The sequence below is a fragment of the Streptomyces sp. NPDC005533 genome, assembly GCF_042871845.1.
Classification (GTDB): domain Bacteria; phylum Actinomycetota; class Actinomycetes; order Streptomycetales; family Streptomycetaceae; genus Streptomyces.
In genome coordinates this window covers 93,021-118,062 of record NZ_JBIAJH010000009.1, presented here as the reverse complement: position 1 = coordinate 118,062, position 25,042 = coordinate 93,021, and the positions used below count along the sequence as shown (strand labels likewise).

Annotated in this window: 26 protein-coding genes; 8 read left to right on the top strand and 18 right to left on the bottom strand. The window is 72.7% G+C overall.

Annotated elements, in window-relative coordinates:
• Window positions 1–173 precede the first annotated feature (173 nt).
• Window positions 174–2,264 (top strand): SpoIIE family protein phosphatase, encoded by a 2,091-nt coding sequence (locus ACFYP3_RS11835; RefSeq protein WP_388830525.1) that lies wholly within the window; start codon window positions 174–176, stop codon window positions 2,262–2,264.
• Between the two features lie 95 nt (window positions 2,265–2,359).
• Here the strand turns inward: ACFYP3_RS11835 and ACFYP3_RS11830 are convergent, their stop codons facing one another.
• Window positions 2,360–2,758: a MarR family winged helix-turn-helix transcriptional regulator gene (locus ACFYP3_RS11830; protein WP_388830522.1), complete on the bottom strand. Its 399-nt coding sequence runs from the start codon at window positions 2,756–2,758 to the stop codon at window positions 2,360–2,362.
• Here ACFYP3_RS11830 and ACFYP3_RS11825 point away from each other — a divergent pair.
• Both ACFYP3_RS11825 and ACFYP3_RS11820 read left to right on the top strand, forming a co-directional pair.
• Window positions 2,706–3,167 carry a DUF1398 family protein gene (locus ACFYP3_RS11825; RefSeq protein WP_388830783.1) on the top strand — a complete coding sequence of 154 codons (462 nt, stop codon included), beginning with the start codon at window positions 2,706–2,708 and terminating at the stop codon, window positions 3,165–3,167. The two genes, ACFYP3_RS11830 and ACFYP3_RS11825, sit on opposite strands and share 53 nt — an antisense overlap.
• A 206-nt stretch (window positions 3,168–3,373) precedes the next feature.
• Entirely contained in the window at window positions 3,374–5,293 is a 1,920-nt protein-coding gene (locus ACFYP3_RS11820; protein WP_388830520.1) for a glycoside hydrolase family 15 protein, read from the top strand.
• A 13-nt stretch (window positions 5,294–5,306) separates the two neighbouring features.
• Here ACFYP3_RS11820 and ACFYP3_RS11815 read toward each other — a convergent pair whose 3' ends face one another.
• Together ACFYP3_RS11815 and ACFYP3_RS11810 are read right to left on the bottom strand one after the other, a co-directional pair.
• Entirely contained in the window at window positions 5,307–5,834 is a 528-nt protein-coding gene (locus tag ACFYP3_RS11815) for an SMI1/KNR4 family protein (RefSeq protein WP_388830518.1), read from the bottom strand.
• Between the two features lie 66 nt (window positions 5,835–5,900).
• Window positions 5,901–6,884 carry an aldo/keto reductase gene (locus tag ACFYP3_RS11810; RefSeq protein WP_388830781.1) on the bottom strand — a complete coding sequence of 328 codons (984 nt, stop codon included), beginning with the start codon at window positions 6,882–6,884 and terminating at the stop codon, window positions 5,901–5,903.
• Window positions 6,885–6,995: 111 nt separating this feature from the next.
• On the opposite strand from ACFYP3_RS11810, the gene ACFYP3_RS11805 reads away from it, so the two are divergent.
• Window positions 6,996–7,613: a TetR family transcriptional regulator gene (locus ACFYP3_RS11805; protein WP_388830515.1), complete on the top strand. Its 618-nt coding sequence runs from the start codon at window positions 6,996–6,998 to the stop codon at window positions 7,611–7,613.
• A gap of 91 nt (window positions 7,614–7,704) precedes the next feature.
• On the opposite strand, the gene ACFYP3_RS11800 is transcribed toward ACFYP3_RS11805, so the two are convergent.
• Window positions 7,705–8,658, bottom strand: a complete 954-nt coding sequence (locus tag ACFYP3_RS11800; RefSeq protein ID WP_388830512.1) for a helix-turn-helix domain-containing protein — start codon at window positions 8,656–8,658, stop codon at window positions 7,705–7,707.
• A gap of 96 nt (window positions 8,659–8,754) precedes the next feature.
• Here ACFYP3_RS11800 and ACFYP3_RS11795 point away from each other — a divergent pair, with 96 nt between their 5' ends.
• Window positions 8,755–9,786 carry a saccharopine dehydrogenase NADP-binding domain-containing protein gene (locus ACFYP3_RS11795; RefSeq protein ID WP_388830508.1) on the top strand — a complete coding sequence of 344 codons (1,032 nt, stop codon included), beginning with the start codon at window positions 8,755–8,757 and terminating at the stop codon, window positions 9,784–9,786.
• A gap of 36 nt (window positions 9,787–9,822) precedes the next feature.
• Here the strand turns inward: ACFYP3_RS11795 and ACFYP3_RS11790 are convergent, their stop codons facing one another.
• The 4 genes from ACFYP3_RS11790 to ACFYP3_RS11775 all read right to left on the bottom strand — a co-directional run bounded on the left by ACFYP3_RS11790 (window position 9,823) and on the right by ACFYP3_RS11775 (window position 12,920).
• Window positions 9,823–11,055, bottom strand: coding sequence for a PP2C family protein-serine/threonine phosphatase (locus ACFYP3_RS11790; protein ID WP_388830779.1), 1,233 nt, complete (start codon window positions 11,053–11,055; stop codon window positions 9,823–9,825).
• A gap of 73 nt (window positions 11,056–11,128) precedes the next feature.
• Window positions 11,129–11,629: a DUF3291 domain-containing protein gene (locus ACFYP3_RS11785; RefSeq protein WP_388830505.1), complete on the bottom strand. Its 501-nt coding sequence runs from the start codon at window positions 11,627–11,629 to the stop codon at window positions 11,129–11,131.
• 32 nt (window positions 11,630–11,661) lie between these two features.
• On the bottom strand, window positions 11,662–12,399 hold the full coding sequence (locus ACFYP3_RS11780; RefSeq protein WP_388830502.1) for a helix-turn-helix transcriptional regulator: 738 nt from the start codon (window positions 12,397–12,399) through the stop codon (window positions 11,662–11,664).
• A 77-nt stretch (window positions 12,400–12,476) separates the two neighbouring features.
• Entirely contained in the window at window positions 12,477–12,920 is a 444-nt protein-coding gene (locus ACFYP3_RS11775) for a VOC family protein (protein WP_388830499.1), read from the bottom strand.
• A gap of 160 nt (window positions 12,921–13,080) precedes the next feature.
• On the opposite strand from ACFYP3_RS11775, the gene ACFYP3_RS11770 reads away from it, so the two are divergent.
• Window positions 13,081–13,596: a pyridoxamine 5'-phosphate oxidase family protein gene (locus ACFYP3_RS11770; protein ID WP_388830496.1), complete on the top strand. Its 516-nt coding sequence runs from the start codon at window positions 13,081–13,083 to the stop codon at window positions 13,594–13,596.
• A 19-nt stretch (window positions 13,597–13,615) separates the two neighbouring features.
• Here ACFYP3_RS11770 and ACFYP3_RS11765 read toward each other — a convergent pair whose 3' ends face one another.
• Window positions 13,616–14,278, bottom strand: coding sequence for a DUF4232 domain-containing protein (locus ACFYP3_RS11765; RefSeq protein WP_388830493.1), 663 nt, complete (start codon window positions 14,276–14,278; stop codon window positions 13,616–13,618).
• Between the two features lie 194 nt (window positions 14,279–14,472).
• On the opposite strand from ACFYP3_RS11765, the gene ACFYP3_RS11760 reads away from it, so the two are divergent.
• Window positions 14,473–15,345: a hypothetical protein gene (locus ACFYP3_RS11760; RefSeq protein WP_388830490.1), complete on the top strand. Its 873-nt coding sequence runs from the start codon at window positions 14,473–14,475 to the stop codon at window positions 15,343–15,345.
• Between the two features lie 27 nt (window positions 15,346–15,372).
• Here the strand turns inward: ACFYP3_RS11760 and ACFYP3_RS11755 are convergent, their stop codons facing one another.
• The 5 genes from ACFYP3_RS11755 to ACFYP3_RS11735 all read right to left on the bottom strand — a co-directional run bounded on the left by ACFYP3_RS11755 (window position 15,373) and on the right by ACFYP3_RS11735 (window position 20,055).
• Window positions 15,373–16,458, bottom strand: coding sequence for a serine hydrolase domain-containing protein (locus ACFYP3_RS11755; protein WP_388830777.1), 1,086 nt, complete (start codon window positions 16,456–16,458; stop codon window positions 15,373–15,375).
• A 214-nt stretch (window positions 16,459–16,672) separates the two neighbouring features.
• Window positions 16,673–17,074, bottom strand: coding sequence for a hypothetical protein (locus ACFYP3_RS11750; RefSeq protein WP_388830487.1), 402 nt, complete (start codon window positions 17,072–17,074; stop codon window positions 16,673–16,675).
• Window positions 17,075–17,317: 243 nt separating this feature from the next.
• The gene (locus tag ACFYP3_RS11745; RefSeq protein WP_388830484.1) at window positions 17,318–17,716 is read right to left on the bottom strand and encodes a hypothetical protein; all 399 of its coding nucleotides are present in this window, start codon (window positions 17,714–17,716) and stop codon (window positions 17,318–17,320) included.
• 206 nt (window positions 17,717–17,922) lie between these two features.
• Window positions 17,923–18,705, bottom strand: coding sequence for a GNAT family N-acetyltransferase (locus ACFYP3_RS11740; RefSeq protein ID WP_388830481.1), 783 nt, complete (start codon window positions 18,703–18,705; stop codon window positions 17,923–17,925).
• Between the two features lie 114 nt (window positions 18,706–18,819).
• Complete coding sequence (locus tag ACFYP3_RS11735; protein ID WP_388830478.1) at window positions 18,820–20,055, bottom strand: glycosyltransferase; 1,236 nt, start codon at window positions 20,053–20,055, stop codon at window positions 18,820–18,822.
• A 258-nt stretch (window positions 20,056–20,313) separates the two neighbouring features.
• Between ACFYP3_RS11735 and ACFYP3_RS11730 the strand changes: the two genes are divergently transcribed.
• Complete coding sequence (locus ACFYP3_RS11730) at window positions 20,314–21,039, top strand: hypothetical protein (protein WP_388830475.1); 726 nt, start codon at window positions 20,314–20,316, stop codon at window positions 21,037–21,039.
• A 21-nt stretch (window positions 21,040–21,060) separates the two neighbouring features.
• Here the strand turns inward: ACFYP3_RS11730 and ACFYP3_RS11725 are convergent, their stop codons facing one another.
• From ACFYP3_RS11725 to ACFYP3_RS11710, 4 genes are all read right to left on the bottom strand, one after another.
• Window positions 21,061–21,849 (bottom strand): class I SAM-dependent methyltransferase, encoded by a 789-nt coding sequence (locus ACFYP3_RS11725; protein ID WP_388830472.1) that lies wholly within the window; start codon window positions 21,847–21,849, stop codon window positions 21,061–21,063.
• Between the two features lie 138 nt (window positions 21,850–21,987).
• A complete protein-coding gene (locus ACFYP3_RS11720) occupies window positions 21,988–22,407 on the bottom strand; it encodes a hypothetical protein (protein WP_388830469.1) in 420 nt (139 codons plus the stop codon).
• Window positions 22,408–22,574: 167 nt separating this feature from the next.
• On the bottom strand, window positions 22,575–23,414 hold the full coding sequence (locus ACFYP3_RS11715) for a dienelactone hydrolase family protein (protein WP_388830466.1): 840 nt from the start codon (window positions 23,412–23,414) through the stop codon (window positions 22,575–22,577).
• Window positions 23,415–23,743: 329 nt separating this feature from the next.
• A complete protein-coding gene (locus tag ACFYP3_RS11710; protein ID WP_388830775.1) occupies window positions 23,744–24,574 on the bottom strand; it encodes an IclR family transcriptional regulator C-terminal domain-containing protein in 831 nt (276 codons plus the stop codon).
• Window positions 24,575–25,042 lie beyond the last annotated feature (468 nt).

Sequence of the window (25,042 nt, the reverse complement as noted above, 5' to 3'; positions counted from 1 at the left end):
AGCCGCCAGGGCGACGATGAGGAGTGTGGACGAAGCGCAGCCGCGGCACGCGCCGGGCGAGTGGCCGCAGGAGCCGATCGTGGCGCCCTTCGCGCCCGCGGGCGGCGGTGGCGCCGGCCGCGGTCCGAGGCACCCGTGGGGGACGGGGGCCTCACCGGAGGAACGGGTACGCGATGCATGAGGAGATGCCGTTCGAGGACCTGATCAGCGGCGCGGCCCAGGACGCCGGGGGGTGGCTGGGCGCGCTGCCGGTGGCGCTGGTGGCCACCAGCAGCGACGGGGTCGTCGTGCGCTGGAACCAGGGCGCGCAGGAACTGCTCGGCTACACCCCGCCCCAGGTGCTCGGTCGGCACATCGCCGATCTGCTGCATCCGGGGGCCGACCGCAGCCTGGGCCGCTCCCTGTGGGAGACGGCCGCCACCGGGCGCGGGGTGATGGGTACGGTCACCGCCTGGCACCGCAGCGGGCACCCGCTGGAGCTGGAGATCTGGGCCTGTCCGGTCCCGGACCGGCGCCACGGCGCCTCGGCCGTTCTGGTCTTCGCCGCGGACGCCCACGCCGCCCGCCGCATCCGCGGGTCCTCCGCGGTGTGGGACGGCCTGTTCGCCCGTTCCCCCGTCGGTATCGCCGTCCTCGACACACAGCTGCGGTTCCTCCAGGTCAACCCGGCGCTCGAAGAGATGAACGGGCTCGCGGAATCCGCCCACGTCGGCCGGCGGCTGGCGGAGATCCTGCCCGAGGTGAACGCCGGCGAGATGGAGGAGGCGATGCGCCAGGTCCTGGACACGGGTGAACCGGTCCTCGATCGGCGCCGCACCGGCCGGACCCCGGCCGACCCGGAGCGCGACCACGTGTGGTCGTGCTCGTACGTGCGCGTGGAGGACCCCGGCGGCCGGCCGATCGGTGTCATCGCCTCCCTGCTCGACGTCACCAGGCAGCAGCGCGACCAGACCGAGGTCGAGGCGGGCCGCCGCAGGCTCGCGCTGCTGAGCGAGGCCAGCGCCCGCATCGGCGCCAGCCTCGACCTGGAGCGGACGGCGCAGGAGCTGGCCGACCTCGCCGTCCCGCACCTCGCGAGCGCCGTCACCGTCGACGTCCTCGACTCCCTCGCGAGCGGCAACGAGCCGGGCCCGGGGCTGGCCGGGGGCGTTCCCCTGCGGCGCCTGGGCAAGGCCCCGCTGACCGGCTCCGCCGTCACCCAGATCCTGGCGCCGCTCGGCCGCACCCTCACCTTCCCCGCGGCCGCCCCGTACACCCAGGCCCTCGCGGCCCGGCAGCCCTTCCTGATCGCCCACCTCGACGAACGGGTCGTCGCCACGGCCGCCCGCCACACGCCCAAGCCGGCCCAACTGCTCGAAACGGGCGTGCACTCCTTCATGATGATCCCGCTCGTCGCGCGGGACGTGGTCCTCGGGCTAGCCACCTTCTACCGCGCCCGGCCGGGCGGGGCCTCCTTCGGGTCCGACGACGTCACGCTCGCCACCGAACTGGCCGCCCGGGCCGCCATCAGCATCGACAACGCGCGCCTGTACCACCACGAGCACGAGACCGCCGTCGTCCTCCAGCGCAGCATGCTCCCGCAGCACGTCACGCCTCCCCCGGGCATCGAGATCGCCCACCGCTACCTGGCGGCCAGCGACGTCAACGAGGTCGGCGGCGACTGGTACGACGTCCTCCCCCTCACCGGAGGCCGGGCCGCCCTGCTCATCGGGGACGTCATGGGCCACGGCATCGCGGCCGCCGCGGTCATGGGGCGCCTCTCCGCGACGGTACGCGCCCTCGCGCGCCTCGACATGTCCCCGACGGCGCTGCTCCACCACCTGGAGGCCACCCTCGCCGACCTCGCCGAGCCGATGCTCGCCACCTTCCTCTACGTGGTCTGCGACCCCGCCACCGGCCACTGCAGCGTCACGCGCGCCGGACACCCGCCACCGGCCGTGGCCGAACCCGACGGCACCGTGTACCTCGTCAAGACCCCGCCCGGCGTCCCGTTGGGCGTCGGCGGCATCACCTTCACCACCACCGACATCACCCTGCCCCCGGGGAGCCTGCTCGTCCTCTACACCGACGGCCTGATCGAGGCCCGCAGCCGCGACATCGACGAACGCCTGGGCGAACTCACCAGCCTGCTCACCGAACCGGAGCAACCCCTGGACCACCTCTGCGACACCCTCATCACCCATCTCGTACCGGCGTCCGCGGACGACGACATCGCCCTCCTCGCCGCCCGTATCGGCACGAACCCGCACCGGCCGCTCCCCTGACGGCCCGCCGGCCCGGGCTCCCGAGCGGCCGCGACCTCCCGGGCCGCGTGGTCGGCTGCCCTGAACCACCGTCAGTGCGCGGTGCGCCAGTGGACTCAGGCGGAACTCCCGTCCTCGGTGGGCCGGTGGTCGTCGTCCTCGTAGCGGTGGACCTCGTCGATCAGGCGGTGGAGCAGGCCGCGGGTGGCGACGATGTCGGGCGTGGCGATGTCCGCGGTGAGGGCCCGATGGATCGCGCTCGCGCGGGTGGTGATCCTGCGGAGCGTGTCCTGCCCGGTGGGGGTGAGGGTCAGGAGGGGCGACCCGCGGTGGTCGGGGTTGGGTGCGAACCACGCCAGTTCCTCGCGGACGAGATCGTTGGCGACCCGCTGCACCCCCTGGCGGGCGACCCCGAGGCGGCGGGCGACCCGTGCCACGGTCAGCGGTTCCTCGGAGGCCACGCTGAGCAGCTGCCAGCGGGACTGGGTCTGCCCCTCGGCCGATGCGCCCCCCACCGACGCCGTCGCGAAGCTTCAGGCCGCCCTGGAACGGGCGAGTGCCGTCCGGCCGAAGATCGGCGGGTTCCCGTACCTCGCCGAGTCGCTCCGCCAGGCCGGCGTCAGCCACTGCCGGATGGCGGTGCCCTCCAACGCCATGCTCTACCTCACCGAGGCCGGGCCCGTCGCCGTCCAGGGCGAGCCGCTGTGCACCGGCATGGTCGACGTCGCGCCCTTCGACCGCGAAGCCCTCGTCGCGGTGCTCCGCAGCGACCAGGCCGGCGAGACCTCGTTCCCGGAGTTCGTCGAAGGCTGCTGGAAGGCCGGTGCCGTCTGGTACGACGTCGATCTGCACGCCCGGACCTGCACGTACTACGGAGCCGACGGCGACGACTACACCGAGACCTACCCCGGCGTCGACATCTGAGCGAGGAACCCGAACAGGCCCGGTGCCCCCAGGCCCCTGCCCGCAGGACGCTGCCCGCGTGGCGATCACCAGGGCCGGACCCGAGAATGAGACGTCCCCGGACGAGCGTCCCGCGGCCCCGTAGGGGCCCGACGCATCGGCCGATCGTCGTCGGCCGCGTACCCGCCGCTGCCCGCCGGGCAGCCGCCGCACGACGTGGAGGGTTGATGCGTCCCTATCCGCCGATCGCCGAGCACGGACTCATCGGAGACCTCCAGACGTGCGCGCTCGTCTCCTCCGAAGGCGTGCTGGACTGGTTCTGCTCGCCCCGCTTCGACTCCCCCAGCGTCTTCGCGGGACTCCTCGACCACGAGCGCGGCGGCCACTTCTCCGTCACCGCCGAGGCCGCGCCCGGTGGCGCGGACGGCAGGACCGGGGGTGGATCCGCCGGGCCGGGGACCTGGGCGGGCAGACTCGCGGACGGGACCGCCCCCGTCACCCGCCAGCTCTACCTGGCCGACACGGCCGTACTGATCACGCGTTTCCTCACCCGCGAGGGCGTCGGCGAGGTCGTCGACTTCATGCCCGTCCACGATCCGCACACCGTCACCGACCGCCACCAGGTGGTGCGGGTGCTGCGGGCGGTACGCGGCTCCGTGCGCTTCGCCCTGGAGTGCCGGCCGCGCTTCGACTACGGCCGCGCGCCCCACCGGCTCGCCCTGGACGGCGCCCTCGCGCGCTTCGAGGGGCCGGGCATCACCGCACACCTGCAAGCCCTGGGTCCGCTTCCGCTGGAAGCCGACGGGGACGACGTGCGCGCCACGGCGATCCTGACGGCGGGCGAGCGGGCGGCCGTCGTACTGACCCTGTGCGAGGCCCGCAGCGCTCCCCCGCCGCTCCTGAACGCGGACGACCTGGCGGAGGCCTTCGGCGCCGTACGCCACTTCTGGCACGACTGGATCGGCCACTGCACCTACCGCGGCCGCTGGCAGGAGATCGTCAACCGCTCCGCCATCACCCTCAAGCTCATGACGTACGCGCCCACCGGCGCGCCGATCGCGGCGGCCACCATGGGCCTGCCCGAGCAGGAGGGCGGCGAGCGCAACTGGGACTACCGCTACACCTGGGTCCGCGATGCCTCCCTCTCGGTGCGCGCCATGCGCGACCTCGGGTTCACCGACGAGGCCAACGCCTTCCGCGGCTGGCTCCAGCAGCGGCTGCACGACGGAGGGGCCCCCAACGGCGAGCCGCTGCAGATCATGTACCGCGTCGACGGGGACCCGTACCTGACCGAGGAGGTCCTCGACCACCTGACGGGCTGGCGGGGCTCCGCCCCGGTGCGCGCGGGCAACGGCGCCGCCGGACAACTGCAGTTGGACATCTACGGGGAGGCCGTCTACGCCCTCGCCCAGACCGGCCGGGTCGACAACTTCATGGGCCACGACGGCTGGCGGCGGTCCGCCGACGTTCTGGACTGGCTGTGCGAGCACTGGGACCGCCCCGACGAGGGCATCTGGGAGACCCGGGGCGGCCGGAAGGACTTCACGTTCAGCCGCCTCATGTGCTGGGTCGCCCTCGACCACGGCATCCGCCAGGCCACCGCCCTGGCCCGGCCGGCCGACGTACCCCGGTGGATCGCCGCGCGCGACGCCATCCTGGAGCAGATCATGACGCGCGGGTGGAGCGAGGAGCGCCGGGCGTTCGTCCAGCACTACGACGGCAACGTACTGGACTCCTCCCTGCTGCTGATGCCGCTGGTCGACTTCGTCTCGCCGAAGGATCCGCGCTGGCTGTCCACCCTGGAGGCGATGGACGGCGAGCTGGTCTCGGACAGCCTCGTCTACCGCTACGACCCCGCCGCCTCCCCCGACGGCCTGCGGGGCTCGGAGGGCACGTTCTCGCTGTGCTCCTTCCTCTACGTGTACGCCCTCGCGCGTGCCGGCCGGGTCGGGCAAGCCCGCTACGCCTTCGACAAGATGCTCACCTACGCGAACCACGTCGGGCTGTTCGCCGAGGAGATCGGCCCGACGGGCGAGCAACTGGGCAACTTCCCGCAGGCCTTCACCCACCTCGCCCTCGTCGCGGCGGCTCTCGCCCTCGACACGGAACTCGACCGGGCCCGAGCACCGTCCGCGCCGGCGCCGTGAGCGGCGCGGTCGGCTATACGAAGCCGGGCCGTCCGGTGTCGTGGAAGTGGTGGACCGAGCGTCGCAGGAGGTCGAGGAACTCCGCGAGGTCGTTCGCGATCCGGAGGAACCCGGCTTCCTCGGATGCGCTGCGCGAGCGCCACACGGCGCCGTCCGGGCCGACGGCGTACAGGATGCCGCCGCCGTCGGAGCCGATCAGTACGGCGGGTGCGGCTGCGCCTGCCTCGGGCAGGGGCACGCGTTCGTCGAGCGCCCGGGCTCCGGAGTGCAGGAAGTAGGCGTTGCCGACATCGCTCATGTGCACGGCGCCGATCTCGCGGTAGTACAGGGCGAGTTCGGCGAACGCTGCCGGTTCCGCGGCCAGCCGCCCGGCTGCGGCGAGGTCGGCGGGCTCCGGGGGGTGGATCGTGTTCTCCCCCGGGCCATAGCCGCACTTCTCCTCGAAGCCGCAGGTCACGGCGTACAGGGCTGCCGAGACCTCCGCACGCCAGGCGGCGAGGGAGTCGGCGGTGAGAGGGGCGGGGTCATACACGTCACGCATGACCCCATCCTCACATCCACCGGGGACGTCCACCCGGGCGCCCGGCCGCCCGTCGTTCGGCCGCGCTCAGCCGTTCAGCGACTGCATAAGCTCCGGGGCGTAGCGGTCGCCCGCGGCCACGCCGTGGGGGGCCACGGCGTCGATGGCGGCCAGGTCCGCGTCGGTGATCGTCACCGCGGTGGCGGCGATGTTCTCCTCCAGGTAGCGGCGGCGCTTGGTGCCCGGGATCGGCACGGCGCCCTGGCGCAGGGTCCAGGCCAGCGCGAGCTGGGACGGCGTGACGCCCTTCTCGGCGGCGAGACGGCGCACCTGGTCGACGACGGCCAGGTTGCGGTCGAAGTTCTCGCCCTGGAAGCGGGGGTCGGTGCGGCGGAAGTCGTCGGCGGCGAAGTCGTCCGGGCTGGTGATCGCGCCGGAGAGGAATCCCCGGCCGAGCGGGGAGTACGCCACGAGTCCGATGCCGAGCTCGCGCAGGGTGTCGAGGACCCCGTCGTGCTCGATGCCGCGCTCGAAGAGGCTGTACTCGGTCTGGACGGCGGCCAGCGGGTGGACGGCGTGCGCGCGGGCGATGGTGGACGGCGCGACCTCGCAGAGGCCGATGTGGCGGACCTTGCCGGCGGCGACGAGCTCGGCCAGGGCGCCCACGCTCTCCTCGACGGGCACGTTCGGGTCGACGCGGTGCAGGTAGTAGAGGTCGATGTGGTCGGTGCCCAGGTGGCGCAGGGACCGGTCGGCCGAGCGGCGGATGTACTCGGGGCTCCCGTTGTGGCCCAGGAAGGCACCCTCGTCGGTGAACTCGATACCGGTCTTCGTGGCGATCACGGCGGCTTCGCGGCGGCCGGCGAGGGCCTTGCCGAGGAGCTGCTCGTTGAGGAAGGGACCGTAGCCTTCGGCGGTGTCGAGCAGGGTGACGCCCAGCTCGAGGGCGCGGTCGATCGTGGCCAGCGACTCGGTCTCGTCCGTGGCTCCGTAGTGGGCGCTCATCCCCATCAGGCCGAGGCCCTCGGCGCCGACCTCAAGGCCCTGACCGCCCAGTGCGCGGATCTCCATCGCGGTGTCCATCGTGCTCTCCTCCGGAAGTAACTAACTGGATAGATAGAGCGTGCACCACAGGTGCGCCAGATGTCAATAACCAGATAGTTACTTGCTACGCTGCGGGGCATGGCAAGGGATTCCAGCGCGACCAAGGCACGCCTGCTCGACGCGGCCTTCTCCGAGTTCGCGACGCACGGCATCGCCGGCGCGCGGATCGACCGCATCGCCGAGACCGCTCAGGCGAACAAACGGCTCATCTACGTGTACTACGGCAACAAGGAGCAGCTCTTCGACGCCGTGCTCCAGCGGGCGCTGGCGACGGGCTCGGAGTCCGTGCCCTTCGACGTCGACGACCTGCCCGGCTACGCGGGCGCCGTCTTCGACCACCTCGTCGAGCGGCCGTCGCTGATGCGTCTGGTGCTGTGGAAGCAGCTGGAACGTCCCGGGAACACGGACACCGAGGCGGCGTCCTACCAGGGCAAGATCGCAGCCGTGCGGGAGGCGCAGGACGCGGGCAGGATCGACGCCGGGATGGACGCCGCCGACGTACTGACGCTGGTGGTGGCCCTCTCACAGGCGTGGTTCGGCGCGGTGGGCGGTCCGGCGGCGGGCGGCACGGGCCCCGGGAGCACGGCAGCGGGCGAGGCCGGTTCCGACTGGCCACCCGCCCGGCTCGCCCGACACCGCGCGGCAGTGGTGGAGGCCGTGCGCCGCATCACCGCACCCGACGGGGACGGGGGGTGAGACCCCGGCGGATCAGGTGGACCCGGGCCGCCAGCGGACGGGGTCGCACGGAGGGCCCGCGTCGTACGCGCCCCGGCCACGGTGGCGGTGGCTAGACCGGGCCGGGAGTCGCGTTGCGGAACGAGCGGCGGTAGGTGTCCGGTGGCACCCCGACGATCCGTTTGAACTGGCGCCGAAGTGTCGTGGCGGTGCCCATGCCGGTGGCGAGGGCCACGGCCTCGATGGTCTCGTCGGTGGCCTCCAACAGCTCCTGGGCGCGGCGCACGCGCTGGATCAGGAGCCACTGGAGCGGCGTCTGGCCGATCACCGAGCGGAACTGCCGTCCGAGATGGCGCGGGCTCGTGTTCGCCCTGCGCGCCATGTCGGTGACCGTCAGCGGCTGGTCCAGCCGCTCACGCACCCAGGCGAGCAGGTGGGCCAGTGCGTGGTCGCCCGCCACGTGGACCGGAGTGGCCACGAACTGGGCCTGGCCGCCCGGCCGATGGGGCGGCATGACCAGGCGGCGGGCGACGGAGTTGGCGATGGCGGCGCCGTGGTCGAGGTGGATCAGGTGGAGGCAGAGGTCCACGGCGGCGGCCTTGCCCGCGGCCGTGAGGACGCTGCCGTTGTCCGTGTAGAGCACGTCCGGGTCGACGACGGCCAGCGGGTGACGTGCGCTCAGCTCCTCGGCATGCGCCCAGTGGGTGGTGGCCCGCCGCCCGTCCAGCAGCCCTGCGGCGCCGAGTACGAAGGCTCCGGTGCACAGGGACGCGACCCGGGCGCCCGCCGCGTGGGCCGCGCGCACGGCCTCCACGAGCTCCGCCGGCGGCGGTTCGTCGATGTCGGCGCAGGCGGGCACGATCACGGTGTCCGCCTCGGCCAGGCGCTCCAGCCCGTGGTCGGGCTCGACCGTGAAGGGGCCGACCCGCACCGGCTCGGGCCCGCACAGCAGGACGTCGTACCAGCCCCCGGTGGCCTCCCGCGGGGGATTGCCGAATATCTCGTAGGCCACGGCCAGTTCGAAGTGCAGCAGGTGACCGGCGGCCGGCAGCGCGACAGTGGGCATGTCCGAAAGTGTACGCATGGCGTCGTTCCGGACCCTCACGGTCGGGCGGCGCCCGCACCGAGACTGAATCCACCAGGACATCGAGAGCGGAGAACGATGAACGCGACAGCAGCAGTGGTGGTTTTCGGGGCGACGGGGCACACGGGCCGGTTCGTCGTCGCCGAACTGCGCAGGCGTGGTTTCGCCACCGTCGTCTCCGGCCGTGACGCGGCCCGGTTGGAGGCGCTGGCCGCCGAGTGGGGAGAGGTGGAGGTGCGGCCGGCCACCGTGGACGACCCGGGCTCGCTGGACCGGGCCCTCGCCGGCGCGGCGGCCGTCGTCAACTGCGCGGGGCCGTTCGCGGTGACGGCGGGCCCGGTCGTCGAAGCGGCCCTGCGCGCGGGGATCCCGTACGTCGACGTCGCGGCGGAGATCGAGGCGAACGCGTCGATGTTCGCCGACCGCGCGGAGGCGGCGCACGCGGCGGGCACGCCCGTGGTGCCGGCGATGGCGTTCTACGGTGGGCTGGGCGACCTGTTGGTGACCGCGGCGATGGGCGAGTGGACCGCCGCGGACAGGGTGCAGGTCGCGTACGGGCTCAACGGCTGGCACCCCACGCCGGGCACCCGGGTGGCGGGCCGGGTGTCCCACGAGCGGCGCGCGGGCCGCCGGGTGCGGTTCGCGGACGGCGCGCTGCAGTACCACGACGACGAGCCGTGGGAGCAGGACTGGGTCTTCCCGGAGCCCGTGGGCCGGCGGGCGGTGATCGCGGAGTTCACGATGGCCGACGTGGTCACCGTTCCCAGCCATGTGACCGTGCCCGAGGTCCGCACCTACATGTCGGTCGAGGCCGCCCGGGACCTCGCCGAGGAGGACACCCCGGCCCCGGAGGCGGTCGACGCGCTGGGGCGGTCGGACCAGACCTTCGTCGTCGAGGTCGTGGTGAGCGCGGGTGGCGTCGAGCGCCGGGCCTCGGCCCGTGGCCGGGACATCTACGCGGTCACCGCTCCGCTGGCGGTGGAGGCCGTCGAGCGCATCCTGGCCGGGCGGGCGCGGACGACGGGCGTGGCCTCGGCCGGCGCGATGTTCGACGCGGCGGACTTCCTCCGGGCGCTGTCCCCGTACGTGTCGGTCGAGCTCCCGCACTGACCGGCCGGGCGGCGGGGGCGGCCGGGGCGGGTTGCGTCAGAGGCGGAGGATGACCAGCGCCGCGTCGTCGGTGACGCCGACGGACGGGATGAGTTCGCTCAGCAGGGCGTCCGCGAGGGCGTCCGGCTCGGCCGCGCGGTGGCGTACGAGGGCGTCGGCCAGCCGTCGGAGGCCGACGTCGATGTCCTCGCGGCGGCGTTCCACGAGGCCGTCGGTGTAGAGGACGAGGACGGAGCCCTCGGCGAAGGCGGCCTGGGCCTGGGGGCGGCGCGTGTGTTCGGGCCGGGCGCCGAGCGGGGGGTCGGTCGCCTGGTCGAGGAAACTGACCGTGCCGTCGGGCTGGCAGAGCGCGGGCGGCAGGTGTCCGGCGCTGCTGTAGGTCAGGACGCGGTCGCTCCAGTCGATGAAGACGGACACCACGGTGGTGGATTCGGCGCCGCCGACGGAGCGGGCGTACAGCCCGAGGACTTCGAGGGCCTGGGCGGGACCGCCGACGACGCGGGAGGCGGCCGACAGGGCGCTGCGGAGCTGCCCCATGACCCCGGCGGCCCGGAGTCCGTGGCCGACGACGTCCCCCACCGCGACCGCGGTACGGCCGGGCAGGTCGACGAGGTCGTACCAGTCGCCGCACACGTTCAGGGCCGCCGCGGCGGGCCGGTAGCGGACGGCGGCCTCGTGGTGGCCCAGGGGCCGGAGCGCGGGCAGCATCGCCTCCTGGAGGTGCAGGGCCACCTCGCGTTCGCGGGCGTGGGCCAGCCGCAGGCGCGCGTTGACCTCCTGCAGCTCCCGGCCGCGCACGTAGAGGTCGGCCGCCAGCTCCCGGGCACGGACCGTGTCGGCACGGGCGCCACCGCGGGCCCGGATGAGTTCGGTGACCTCCTCCACCCGGTGGAGCAGCAGCGCCACGCTGCCGTCGGGGGCGAGGACGGGGACGTTGACAGGGCTCCAGTACCGCTCCTCCCACACCCCGGGCCGGCCGGCGTGCTCCACGTCGTAGCGCTGCAGCGCCATGGTGTCGGGCTCCCCGGTGGTCGCGACGCGCTCCAGGGAGGCGCGCAGGTTCCGCATGCCGGTGGCGTGCGGGCCGCCGGGGTTGTCGGGGAAGACGTCGAAGAGGTAGCGGCCGATCATCTGCTCGCGGGTGCGGCCGGACATGACCAGGAAGGCGTCGTTGGCGTCCACGTAGACGAGATCGGGGGTCAGCAGCGCGACCGCGCCCGGCAGGGCCTGGAACACCGCCTCGTAGTCGATCCCGGATCCGTTCACGATCCACCTGTCCGCACGCGTCCGTACCCTCAGGGGCCTGTTCCCACGATAGGTGCGGGCGGGGAGGGCGGGCCTGTCACAGCCCCCGGCCCTGGGCCGTTCGGACGCTGTCGGCCTCGACGGCGGTGTAGGAGGAGGCGAAGGTGAAGGCGCGGGGGGACGGCCCGTTCGTCCGCAGGTCCGCCAGCCGTTCCAGGGCCTCCTCGACGGTCGGGACGTGTCCGGCGGGGATCCACCAGAGCACGAGGTGCGCCTCGACGTGCCGTTCGAACCATTCGCGTCGCCGCCGCATCACCTCCAGGTGCCCGCTGCGGTAGGCGAAGTCCCACAGGGCCTCCCGGGTCTCCCACACCGACAGGTTGACGATGACGTCCTCGCCCGCCGGGCGCAGTCCGGTGGCGTCGGCCGCCCCCTCCTCCACGAGCCGCCACACGAAGCCGGGCGTGCCGTCGGCGGCGGTGTTGACCGGGTCGAGCAGCTCGACGAAGGACGCCACGCGCCGGTCGTCGAAGGGGTGGAGGAGGGTGGCGACGTTGAGCTGGGCGAGGTGGGCGGCGGCAGGCGGGGTCGAGGTCATGGCCTCATCCCAGCACGACCCCGCTTTCTATGTCAATCTTTGTTGTTTTTAGAAGCCTCGACCACCACGCAGCACTCCCCCGGCCTGGCGTCCATCCGGGCGCGGACCGGGCCGTCCCCACCCAACAACCCCTCCAGCAGGGCGAGGTTCATGCCGCAGACGAGCGGCGGGAAGCGTTCGGCGACGGCGTGGAAGGGACAGTTGCGCATGCGGATGACCCGCGCGGTCGCTCCCGCCTCCGCGGCCACCCCGACACCCTCGACCCCGTCGACGCCCTCGTCCCCCTCGCCCCGGGTACCCCCCACGCCTTCCAGGTGGGGTTCGTAGCCGCGGGCGGCCAGCATCTCGACGGCCTCCTCCAGACCGCCACAGGGCGCGGCCGATCCGCGCAGGGCTTCGCCCCGGCGGCGCGCGGCCGCGCAGAGGCCGGCGTCCAGCCCGGCCTGCTCGGCGGCCTCGGCCAGCAGCTCGGCGGCGGTGCGGTAGTCACGGGCGGGCAGCGTCACCGACCACTCGGCCCGCGCCCGTGTGTACACCTTGGCGGGGCGGCCCGCCCCCGGCCCGGAGCGGCCCGTAAGCCGCCGGCTCCCGCTCTCCAGCAGCCCGGCCTCGGCCAGCTTGTCCAGATGGTGCGCGGCGAGCGTGCGCGCCACCCCGGCCGCCTCGGCGGCCTCGTTGCGGCCGACCTCGCGCCCCTGCCTCACCACGTACTCGTACAGGCGACGGCGCACCGGATCCTGCAGCACCGCGATCGCGTCGATGTCCTCCATACGCCCATTCTAGGAACAACGCGCATGGGAGATAGAAAGTCCGGGCGAGCCGGACGCGCCGCAGGGCGAGCACCTCCTCAGGTGCGGTCCGCTGCCTCGATCGCGACGAGTTCGACCTCGAAGCCGTCCTCGTTCTCCAGGTAGGCGGCATGGTGCCGGGCACCGCCCGCGTGCGGATGCCGGTCGGGGAACATCAGCCGCCAGCCGTGCCGGGTCGCTTCCCGCGCCAGCCGCTCGACCTCGGCGTCGCCCTCGACGTGGAAGGCCAGATGGTTCAGTCCCGGCCGACAGCGGTCGTGCTCGTCGGCGGTGAGGGCCGAAGACCGCTCGATGACCAGATAGGTCGGCCCGAGGCGCCAGCTGCGTCCGTTGCTCCAGTGCTGGTAGGGCGTGTGTCCCAGTTCCTCGAGGAGCCAGCCGAACGAGGCGACCGCACGGTCGAGGTCCGGGACCCACAGCTCGACGTGGTGCAACGTTCCGTGGGTGGGCCGGAGCGGGGCGGCGTGGTGGGGTGCGTTCACGGGACGATCATCGTCCGAAGCCACTCCTCGGGGCCATCCCTCGCACCCGGTTCCGCGGCGGCCGCGGGTCGGTGCCCCGCGCGACCGATCGGGTGACGTGCGCAGGTACGGGCGCATGTCGGTCGTGCGCTCCCGGCGGCCGCGGTCGAGGCTTGGGGCCATGAGCACGTCACCCATGCCCTCCACCCTGCTGGACGAGCGCTACAGCGACGAGGAGGCGGCCGCCGTCCCGTGGCCGACGGCCGTGGCGGAGCTGACCGCGGCCGAGCTGTACTGGCTGACGACCGTACGTCCCGACGCGCGCCCGCACGTCACGCCGCTCATCGGCGTCTGGGCGGACGGCGCGCTGCACTTCTGCACGGGTCCGCACGAGCGCAAGGCCGAGAACCTCCGCGGCAATCCGAACGTCGTGCTCACCACCGGCAGCAACTCCCTCCACGGGGGCCTCGACCTGGTCGTCGAGGGCGAGGCGGTGCGGGTGACCGATTCCGGACGGTTGCGTGCGCTCGCCGCGGTGTGGGAGGCGAAGTACGGCGCGGAGTGGCACTTCGACGTCGGCGACGGCGTCTTCGTCAACCCCGGCGCCGGGGAGGCGGTGGTCTTCGCGGTCGCCCCGCGCACGGCCTTCGGCTTCGGCAAGGCCCCGTACAGCCAGACCCGCTGGAGCTTCGCCTGACGGCGGGGCGCCGGGCGGCTCAGAGAGTGAGGGCGTCCTCCGCGTTGTCCAGCCAGGCCGTCACGGAGTTCTTGGCGGGTGAGACGTACAGACCGGGAGTCGACGCCTTCAGCGGGGTCTGCTCCAGGTCCGACTCCGTGTTCATGGTGAGCTCGATCGAGTTGACGGTCTTCCCCTTGCCGTCGTTCGCGCCGCCCATCAGCCCGGCGTACGCCGACTGCCCGGGGTCGAGCCTGATCGCGTCCTCGATCCCGGGAGCCGTGCCGCGCTCCGTGGCCCGGCCGTCCAGGTCTCCGAAGGTCACGATCGGATGCCCCAGTACCCTGCACGCCTTGGTGCCCTTGTTGGTGATCTTCAGCAGGTAGCTGCTCGTCGTGGGCTCCGCCAGGGTCGCGGTGAACTTCACGTCGAAGGTGCTGCACGGGAAGACGTCGAAGTCGGGGTCGGTGGAGGGCTTCGTCGGCTTCGGCAGCTTCGTCGGCTTCGAGGCCGTCGACGGCTTGGCGGAAGCGGCGGGCTTGGACGGCGTCGACGGTCCGGCCGGCGTCGCGGACTTCGCCGGGCTCGCGGTCGACCCGCCGCCTCCGCCCGCCGCGCCGCTTTCGGTGGGCCCGCAGGCAGTCAGGGCGGCCAGTGCGGATGCGGCGGCGAGGACGACTGCGGTTCTGCGTACGGTGCTCATGGTGTGGTTCCCCCCGATGAGGAGCGCGAAGTGCGCCGGGCTGGGCCGAGCTGGCCTGAGGACCAGCGTCCCGCGGAACCTTCACAGGTTGGTGACGGTGTCTTGCCGAGTCCACCACGATCGGCTCTGCGGGGCGGTCCCGCCGGGCGGAGGCGGGGCGAATGTCGCGTCACGCGGCGCTAGCATCTGCGTCCATGGTGAGACCCGAGGAGAACGGCCGTACCCCAGGGGCGGCTTCCGGTACCTGGCGCGCCACGGTGCTGAGGCAGGAGCGGCGCAAGGCGGGCCCGTCACCGTACGAGGCGTCGCGCCGTCAGGGTCAGCCGCTCGCCCGCCGGGACGACCTCCGCGTCCACGGCACGGCGGGCAAGATCAGCTGCATCGACGCCTCGGGCCGCACCCGCTGGACCACACCCTGTTCGGGCAAGCCCAACGCCGCCCACATATCCCGCGGCCGGGTCCTGGTCACCACGGACTCCCTCGCGTACACCGCCTGGGGCAACCTCGGCCCCGCCCTGCTGCTCGACCTCGCGGACGGCACCCTCGTCACCGAGCTGCGCGGTGAACGCGGCGCGGCCCTGGGCGGCGGCCGGTTCCTCCTCGGCCTGGAGGGCTACGACGCCTTCGACACCTGGGAGTACGACCGTGACGGCGCCCTGGTCGACTCCTGGCGCAGCTACGGCCACTACGTCATCGGTACGGGCGTCCGCGTCGTCGAGACCGACCGCCGCCTGCCCACCCACAGCCGGGTGGTCCGGCTCCTGCCCGGCGGCACCGTCGAACGCGGACCGCTGCTCACCGACCCGCTGACCCCGCGGCCGCTCGTCCTGTCGGACGGCACCATCCTGGTCCTCGACTCCGGGGTGCTGCGGGCCGTCGACCGACGGCTGGAGGACACCGTCCTCGCCGAACTGCTGCCCGTGGCCCCCGAGGAGATGTGGCGCTACCACGGCCGGCTCCACCAGGCCGGTGACAAGCTCACGGTGTCCCTCACCGAACGACACCCCGACCGCCCCGGCAAGCACACGGTCCACAGCTGGACCCTCGTCCTCCACCCGCCTCGATGACGAGCTGACGGTCCCCCGGGAGGGGGTTCAGCGGCAGAGGGCCGTGTCCACCACGCTTTCGAGACGCCGGGTGGCCGCCCCGTCGGTCGGGACGGCGGTCACCGCGACGCTGACGGCGCGGCCGTCCTCTGTGACCCCGCCCCGGGACTCGTACCCCGGGATGTCACCGCCGTGGCCCCAGTAGACACCGCCGCACGACAGCGGCCTGCTCATGAGGCCCAGTCCGTAGCCGGCTCCGGTGTCCCCGATGGGTACGGTGGTACGCATCTGGGCGAGCTGGGCCTCCGGGAGCAGGCGGCCTTCGAGGAGCGCGGTGTAGAACCGGTTGAGGTCGGAGTTGGTGGAGATCATCTGGCCTGCCGCCCAGGCCACGGAGGGGTCGATTTCCGTCATGTCGCGCAGCGGGGCGGCTGCCGAATCCCGGTGGTAGCCCTTCGGGTGGGCCTCCCGGATGGACATGTCGCCGGAGGCGGGGAAGTAGGTGTGGCGCAGACCTATGCGCTGGACGACGCGCTGGTCGATCACCTCGGCGAGGGGTCGGCCGGTGACCTTCTGGATGATCAGGCCGGCCACGACGTAGTTCGTGTTGCTGTACGCCCACTTCGTGCCGGGATCGAAGGCTGACTCCTGCCGGAAGGCGATGTCGAGGAGGTCGCGGGGTTCGAAGTACCGGTGCTGGAAGATGTCGTCGTTGACGAGGTGTTCGTACTCGGGAAGTCCGCTGGTGTGCTGGAGGAGGTGGCGGACCTTGATGCGGCTCTCGTCGATGCCCTGTCCACGGACGACCCCTGGCAGGTATGTGTCGACCGTGGCGTCGAGGTCGAGCTTCCCTTCGCCGACCAGTTGCAGCGCGACCACGGCGGTGAACGTCTTGGTGCTGCTGCCGATCCGCACCTGACCGTCCCGGGGCACCTTCGCACCCGTGGCGAGATCGCCCACCCCTGCCGTGTAGGTGCGGGTGCGGCCGTCCCGGTCCTTGACGCTCGCCAGCGCGGCGGGCAGGCCGTCGGAGCGCACCAGCGCGTTCAGACCCTGCTGGACGGTGTCCGGTCCGGTGGCGGCGGAGGCCGCGGGCGGGGCCAGCACTCCGATCGTCAGGGCACCGACGACCATCGCGGCCGCGACGGCTCTGCGCCGGCCGATCCGCCGCCGGCCGGAAGAACGGAATCCTCGCCTTGATGCCTCGTGCACGAGCCAACTCCTACGGAATCGTTGGGAAACCAGTGGTGTCTACCGGTCCCAGCCTGTCCGGGTACGGACACCCGTGACGATCCCGCTACCCGCCGGGCCCCTGGTGGGGCTAACCCCCGGTGCGCCGGAAGTCGGGTCACCCGGCCGGGGTTTGGAATTCCCGGATTTTTTCGGCGGCCGAGAATACCTGTTGCCCGCCGGAGTCGAATGCCATCAGGTCTTCCGCGGTCCCCGGTTTCAGCGCATAGGCGAAGAAGGACTTTCCCTCGTGTGCGGTGATGTCGACGGCCTGCGTTTCACCGGACGTGGATCTCGCCACGAGGCGGGCGACACTGGGATCCGCCGCTCCATAAACCAGGAGCACACGGGAATCCAGCCCGTCGAGGGCGATGTTGACGGGAATCTCCTTCGAGACCGGAGGTTCGCAGCCGCTGCCGGCCGGGTTCGCGCCGACGGTGGCCTGCGTGCAGAGCTGCCCGTCCGCGGAGACGAGGTCCACCCGCCAGCGGGTGCCCTCCATCGCGCCCTGGCCGATCACGGCGACACTCCTCTGACCCGCGACCTTGCGGGAAGGGGGCCGCTCGGACGCCGAGCCCGGGTCCGTGCACCCTGCAAGGGCCGTCACGAGGCAGAGCGAGCCGATGAGGCCGCGCCACTGCGGAGTCACTGCGTTCCCTCCCGTATCGATGGAGCACGGCCGGCCCGGGCGACGCCCCGGGACCGGCCGGCCACAGGCGACGCCCCGGGACCGGCCGGCCGACCTGCTGCCGAGGTGCCTGGTCTAGCCGGTGTGGGCCGAAGCGCAGGGGGCCGAGGCGTCGCCGCCGCTGTTGTTCTTCCCGTACCAGCGCAGGTAGTAGGCCGTGCTGGTGCTCACGCCGATGCCGCGGGGGTCGGTCTGGTACTGCCCGTCCGCCGCGTAGCTGTAGCTGGAGAAGACCTTCGAGCTTCCGTTGGTCTTGACGAGCTGGGTGTAGAAGCTGCGGGCTGCGCCGCCCGCGCAGCCGCTGCCGCCGATCCGGATGCTTCCGGAGGAGGGCACGAAATCCGCGCTCGCGTGATAGGAGCCCGACCCCCACGACTGTGAGAAGGCACTCGCGGGAGACGCCGCGAAGACGAACATGCCGGCGGCCGCTGCGGCAACAGCGGCGACACGTGTGGTGCTACGCAGAATGGTCATGCAAAGGATTCTCAGGGTGTGGGATGGCACCGCCAAGCGGTTCCCTCACCAATGGCCCGATCACGCCTCGTTGACACCGGCACCCACCCTGCCGACAAAGGGGAGACGGAATCAGCGGGGAAATCGGTGACGCATTCCGGATGGGCGCTTCCCGGACGGGGCCCGACCATTCCGGCCACGCGTCGGGCGTCCGGGCCGTGGCACGGTCAGCCGCGTTCGAATCCGTGCGCGTGGCCGATCACGGAAAAGCCCCGACGCTCGTACCAGTGGCGCGGCCAGTCCGTCGCGTCGGCGGTCAGGAAGCGCGTGGCGCAGCCCTGGTCCACGGCGAGGCGCAGCGCGGTGCTGAGGACGGCGTCGGCGTGGCCCTGCCCGAGGTGGGTCTCCGAGGTCATCAGGTCCTCGATCTGCGCCGTGCCGGTCGTCGGGTCGACGTAGAGGTCGGCCCATGAGGCGACCTCGCCGTCCGCCGCGCGGGAGCCGATGAAGTGCACTGCGTCGGCTCCGCGGCGGCGCACCTCGCGTCGGTCGACGAGGTGGCGCAGGACCTCGTCCTCGACGGTCGGGAGGAAACCCCGCCAGCGCCGGGTGAGCGGGATGCGCAGGGCATCGAGGTCCACTTCCTCCGCGGGCCCCGCGGATCCGCCGACGGGCGGCACCGGGCCGGTGTGCAGCATGACCAGGTACGTGGAGTGGGTGTACCCGGCTCGGATCAGCGGCTCGGCACACGCCCTGCCGGCGGCGTCGTCCAGGACGGAGACCAGCCGGTGCGGCAGGTGCCCCAGGGCCTGCTCCGCGATGGCGGGCAGCGCCACGGGATCGACCTCGCCGACGGGCGCGTCGATGACGACCTGGTTGTTCGCACGGGAGTGTGCGAGGGCGTCGTCGTACACGGCGAACCCGCCGGGCAGCTCGGCGGAGCGCGCGGCCTGACGACGGGCGAAGGCCGCCAGGAACGTGTTGATCTGCTGAAGTTCCGATCCGGGCATGGGGGGAGCCTACGCATCCGCACACCGGGCCCGCCTTCGAATAATCCGGGTCCGGACGGCGCACGCTCCGCCCACCGCGGCGGGAAGGCGGAGCCGGCGGGTGTGGGTACCCGTTCACACGGCCGCGGGCGGCTTCCCCCGGTCGGCCGCGTCGACGAGCATCTTCGCGGCCGCCATCGCCCCGTCGGGACGGATCGTGCCGGCCACGGCCGTCGCCCGCGCTGCCGTCTGCGGGCTCAGCGCCGTGGCGAGCGCTGCGGACACGGAGTCGAAGGTCGGCGTCGGGCTCTGGTGCGCCGCGCCGATACCGAGCTCGGCCACCCGGGCGGCCCAGTAGGGCTGGTCCGCGATCCGGGGGACCACCACCTGGGGCGCGCCGGCCCGGGCCGCCGTCGTCGTGGTGCCCGCGCCACCGTGGTGCACCACGGCGGCCACCCGCGGGAACAACGCCTGCTGGTTGACGTCGCCGACGACGAAGCAGTCGTCGCCGTCGTCGATGGGGGCCAGGCCCGCCCAGCCGCGGGCGAGCACCACGCGGCGGCCCTGCGCGCGGCTCGCTTCGATGGTCATGCGGGCGATGTCCTTCGGGGCGTGCGCGGCCATGCTGCCGAAGCCCACGTAGACCGGCGGTGTGCCCGCGTCCAGGAACGCCTGCAACTCGTTCGGGAGCGGACGGTCGTCGGGCAGGATCCACGCCCCGGTCTGCACCAGGTCGAGATCCGTCATGCCCTGCGAGGGGCACAGCGTCGCGTCGGCCGCCAGCCACGGCCGCTCGGTGAACACGTGGTCGCGGACGCCGTCCACGGGGGGCAGGCCGATCTCCGCCCGGTGGCGGGCCAGCGCCTCCCCGTACAAGGCGTCCACCCTGCGGGCGTCGTGCTCCCACAGCACCCGGTTGTCGGTCTCGCCCTGCGGGAGCGGAGCACCCGGCCGCGCCCCCGGCGGGAAGTGCCTCGAAGGCATTCCGAAGATGTGGAAGCACGCGAAGACGTACGGGATGCCCCGTTTCTCGGCCACGTCCCGTGCACCGGCCGGCATCAGACCGGTGGCGAGCAGCACGTCACACCCCTCGGCCGCCGCGCCGAGCGTCTCGAACCGGGCCGCGACCAGCTCGGGGGCGAGCCGGAACGCGTCCTGCGCCGTGGGTGGCTTCGTACCGGCGACCACCGAGTGCACGGTCGGGCCGAGCGGCACCATCGGTACGCCGACGCGTGCCAGCAGTGTCGCGAACTCCTCGTCCGGCGGCGCGCAGACCACCGCCTCCGCGCCGAGTTCCCGCACTGCCACCGCCAGTCCCGCCAGCGGTTCCACGTCCCCGCGCGACCCCCAGGTCGACAACAACACACGCATTTCGCACTCCCCGTTTCCACCGGTTCCGGTCGTGAGCCGCCGATTCTGCGGTACGACCCGGGTCTTGCCGCAAGCCCCCCAGTGCGCTATAAGTTGAGAGTGGCAAGGAGAAGGTTCTCCTTGCCCTTTCGTTTTTCCTCCCCGTGCAGGGTGCCTGCCCCCGCTCGTCAGGGCCCCGTAGGTGCGTACGTCGTGGTGGTGGCCGGTGTGGCCCGTGTGATCATGTGCGTCCGCACTCACGCACCTCATGGGGGGACCATGCGCACCCGCACCACCACGGCCACGGCCGGCCTCGTCGCCGCGCTCGCGGCGCTGCTCGTCCTGGGCGGCTGCACCGCGCCGAAGGAGAACCGGGGCACGCCGGTGAGCTCCGCGGCGTCGGTCCCCTCGCAGAGCAGCGGGTCCGCAGGCGGTTCCGGGTCCGGGTTCGAGGGTCCCCGGCCGCAGGACCAGAACCTCCTGGCGTGGACCGGCGATCCCAACGACGCGGGCCACGTCACCGCCCAGTCGGCGGCCGGGGTCGGCGGGCGGATCACCCTGGTACGGATCGTCCTGCGCGAGCAGATCACCTGGTCGAACATCTGGCTCGGCCTGGCCGGCATCGACCCGAACGCCCAGCTCGCCAACTGCTACCTCGGCGTGTACGACGCCACCGGCAAGCTCGTCGCGGCCACCCCGGACATCTCGCCCCAGCTGATGACCGACGCCGTCGCCAAGCCGCTGGCCCTCGGCAAGCCGTTCACCGCCGCACCCGGGACCTACTTCATCGCCCTCCTCCTCAACGGGAACTGGGCCACCAACGCCCTCACCCTGAAGTCCACGGGCGCCGGCATCTCGGTCAACGCCGGTCTGACGCCGCCCAGCCTCCGGTACAGCACCCTCCTGACCGGTCAGACCTCGCTGCCGGCCGCCGTGAACCTCGCCGAGCAGTCGACGAGCACCATCAACACCGGCTGGGCCAGCCAGTGGTACGCGATCTCCTGAGCCGTGCCGGGGCGGCGGGTGTCAGGCGTCGATCGTGCTCACGTTGACGCGGATCTTGGACTGGCCGTGGCCGAGCTCCTCCCAGTCGTCCATGAAGCGTGCCGCCAGCCCGTGCCGGGCTGCGAGGTCGACGAGGGTCTGGGTGCGGTAGTAGAAGTCCTCGCGCAGCACCTGGTGTTCGGCGCCGGTGGTGCGGTCGAACGTGAAGTCGAAGTGGCCCCCGGGCTTCAGGACGCGGCCCACGTGGGCGAGGCATTCGTCGATGACCTCGATCGGTGAGTGCGAGAACACGCTGTGGGCGTGGACGACGTCGAAGTACGCCTCGGGCAGGAAGTCCAGGGTCAGGTTCTTGGTGATCGTCAGGTGCGGGACCTTGGCCTGGAGCCCGCGTTCGGTCAGGGTGCGCTTCGCCGCGATGAGGATGTCCGGCGAGATGTCGATGCCGTAGTAGTGGCCCGCGTCGAGGTAGTCGATGAAGCGCCAGCCGGCCCGGAGGTTCCCGCAGCCGATGTCCAGCATGCGCGATCCGGGCTTCAGACCGTGCCGGAGCAGGTAGTCGAACTGCATCTGCCCGAGCGCGAGCCAGCGTTCGTGGGTCTGGCTACCGACGGCCGCCTCGGGGTTGCGGCGGGTGTCCGAGGCCATCACGGCCCGGTAGTAGCTCACGTGGTCGGGGTGCTTGAAGGCCAGCCACCGGTCCCGGGCGGCCCGCTTCAGGTACGGCGCGATGCGGTGGGGGCGGCTCGCGGCGTAGCGGACCTTGTGGACGAGGGACTCCCGGTTCGCGGTGAGGTTCTTCCTGGTGGCCATGAGTACTCCGTATCCGTCGCGGGCGAGCTCCCGGCGTGGGGCTGGTGCAGCCCCGCGCCGCCGGAAGGATCTTCGGGTCCGGTCTCCGACCACACCTCGGTGACCGACATGCGCAAACCGTCTGACCGGTGTGTCCGGTCAGGGAGAGAGGATCGCCGAGGCCGTGGTCCGCCATCCGGCGACCGTCCTGGCCGCGAGGTACATCACGCGGACGCGCTGGAACTCGCGTCCACCCTTGTCGTGGCGCGCCCAGGTCACCTCGATGAGGGCCGACCGCTCGTTCAGGGCCCGGACTTGCGGATCGAGCGCCTTACTGCCGCCGTAGTCGGCGTCGCGCAGCATCTGCAACTCGTTGGTGAGCGCGGCCGCGAGCGTCTCCTCGGAGGCGAGCACGACGTGGACGGCGTCGGTGGTCATGGTGATCGGTACGGAGAAGTAGGCGAGCAGCGGCGCCGGGTCGGTGCCGCCCGCCTCGGCCAGGCCGACGAACGTGCTGACGTACTGGTCGAACCAGGCCCTGACGTCCGCCTCGACTGTGGAGAGATCCGTGTGCGGCATGGGCTTCCTTGCTCTCGTACAGGACCGGGTACGGAGGGTCCGAAAGTGTAGGTTTTTTGCGATATCGACCAGATTGCCACTGGGCGCGCCGTTGGCCTACGCGCCGCGCCCACCGACCGCCGGCCCACCGGAGGGTGGCCGGCTCTGCCGCCCGTGTCGAAGGTGCGTCACTGCGCGACAGCGGGCTCCTCGCCGAGCAGCCGGGTGCGGAACAGGTCGAGGACGGTGTCGAGCGCCTGCCGCGTGGGCTGTCCCGGTTCGTCGACGAGGTGCTCCGTCAGGACGGAGTGCGGCGGCAGGGCGCTGGCCGGGTTCGCGGCGCTCTCTTCGAGCTCGACGGCCACGAAGGCGTCGCCGAGCTCGCGCCGCAGGTACGCGAAGCGGTCGCCGGGGACCAGGCGGTCCCCGCGGAAGCGCAGGCCCAGCACCTGGAGCCCGTCGCGCTCGCAGCGGCCGCGGACGACCGCGAGCTCCTCGGGGCTGATGTCGATGGAGCCGGCACGGCTCGCGGAACACGCCAGCGGGAGCGACGGCTGGGAGAGCACCGGGGCGACCAACCGCTCGTCCGTGGCCATGGCCAGGGCGAATCCGCCGGTCAGGCACATGCCGACGGCGCCGACCCCCGGGCCGCCACAGCGCTCGTGCTCGGCGGCGGCCAGGGCGCGCAGCCACCGTACGACGCGCGAACTGCGTCCCGTGGCCAGCACCGTGAACTCACGGCTCACGCACACCTGCCAGAGCGACGACGCCATGGCGCGGCCCACGGTCGGCCAGCCGGCGGCGCCGGGGCTCGCCTCACGGCCGGGCACGCCGAACAGGACGGGGAGTACGGCCGTGCAGCCGGTCGCCGCCACCCGTTCCGCGAACTCGATGACCTTGGGGGTGATGCCCGGGATCTCCGCCATGATGATCACAGCAGGGCCCGTGCCCCTGCGCAGGACCTGGCGCGTGGCACCGCCGTGGGTGAACGTGGACGGGGTAAAGCCGGTCAGGTCATGGTCTGGCACGTGCCTGCTCCTTCGGTCGACTCTCCTGGGCCACCCTGAAGTTACCGATAGGTAGAGGCTGGCGGTCAACCGGTGGGGACGACGGGCGTCGCGCCAACGGCCCCCGCCTGCGCGTTGTCCGGAGCGCGGCGCCCGCGCGAGCGGTGGCGAATCTTCAGCGATCCGCCGCAGGAGCGGTACGCGCCGCAAGGCGGTTGTTCTGGGAATTGCTCGGCAGGGCGGGCATGTCCGCTTATCCACGAGTGGTGTTGCCGGATGCCGCGCTCGGGCATCGTGGGGATGAACGGGCCCGCCGCCCCCGTCGGGCGGCGGGCCCGCGTCGCGTGCCGCTAGGCCGTCGGGGAGAGGACGGTGTCCTCCGGTTTGCGTGCCGTGGGCTGGGTGCTGCCGGCGACGATCAGGGCGAGTAAGACCGCGGCCGCCTCGCTCTGCAGGATCCGGGCGGCCTGCTTCAGCCGGCCGGGGTCGGGGACCGGGATGGACAGGGCCACGCATTCCGCGTTCGGGCCGGCGGTGATCGGTACGGCCGCGCACACCGTGCCGAGCGCGTACTCCTGCAAGTCGAGGAGGGGGGCGTTGGGCGGGCGGGTGTCGAGCTGGCGGAAGAGGGCCTGCTGGCTGGTGAGGGTGTGGTCGGTGAACCGGATGAGCCGGTGGCGGGCCAGGTGGTCCTTCCTGTCGTCGTAGTCGAGCTGGGTCAGCAGTGCCTTGCCCACCGCGGAGGCGTGGGCTGCGGCGCGGAAGTCGACCCACTCGTCGACGACGGGGGTGCCGGGGCCGTCCGCGTACTGGGTGATGGATACCTCCCCGTCGGTGTAGCGGGCGACGTAGACGGCGGCGCCGACGGCGTCCCGCACCCATGCGAGGGTCTCGCGCAGATGCCCGCGCCCCTCTCCGTTGACCGAGTCGGCCAGGAAGAGGGCGCGGCCGGCGAGGTACGCGTCCGGTCCGATCGGTGTGGCCAGCTCGGCACGGATCAGCTGCTCCACGGCCCGGGCGAGGGCCAGTTGAGGCAGCCTCGTCTCACGGGCGATCTGGGTCAGGTTCACCCCGCCCGAATAGCGGTTGACGACTTCCAGGACCCGCAGCGCCTGGTGGACGGATTCCAGCGCGGCGGGCGCCGGGCGCCCTTCGGGGGTCCCCCGGGCCGCGTGGGTCAGGTGTGGTTGTTTGAGTGCTTCGAGGGCCCACGCGTTCGCCTCCTCCGTCAGGTGGAGGGGGTTGAGCCGGGCGTTCCGGGCGACGGCGACCGCGACCTGTGGGCCGGGGGTGAAGACCTCCCCCAGGTCGGGGTGCTCCTCGTACGCGCGGGCCATGAGGGCCTGGCGCAGTCGCGCGGGCAGCCGCAGCGGGGGCCGGCCCGCCCCGCCCGGGCCGGCGGTGAGGGCGGTGAGGTCCTGGGTGGTGATGGGCGGCGAGGTCCAGATGACCGAGGCTTCGAGGGCCTCTTCGAGGTGTTCCGGAGCCGGCGGCAAGGTCGGCAGGTGGGCGTCGGGGGGCAGGGTCTGGACCTGACGGTTCCAGTAGCGGGCGGTCGCGACCTCGGCGCGGGCGAGGTGGTGGAGGTAGAGGCAGCGGGCGGCGGTCTGCGAGCCCGCCCCGGCCGCGTACTGGAACCAGAACTGCGC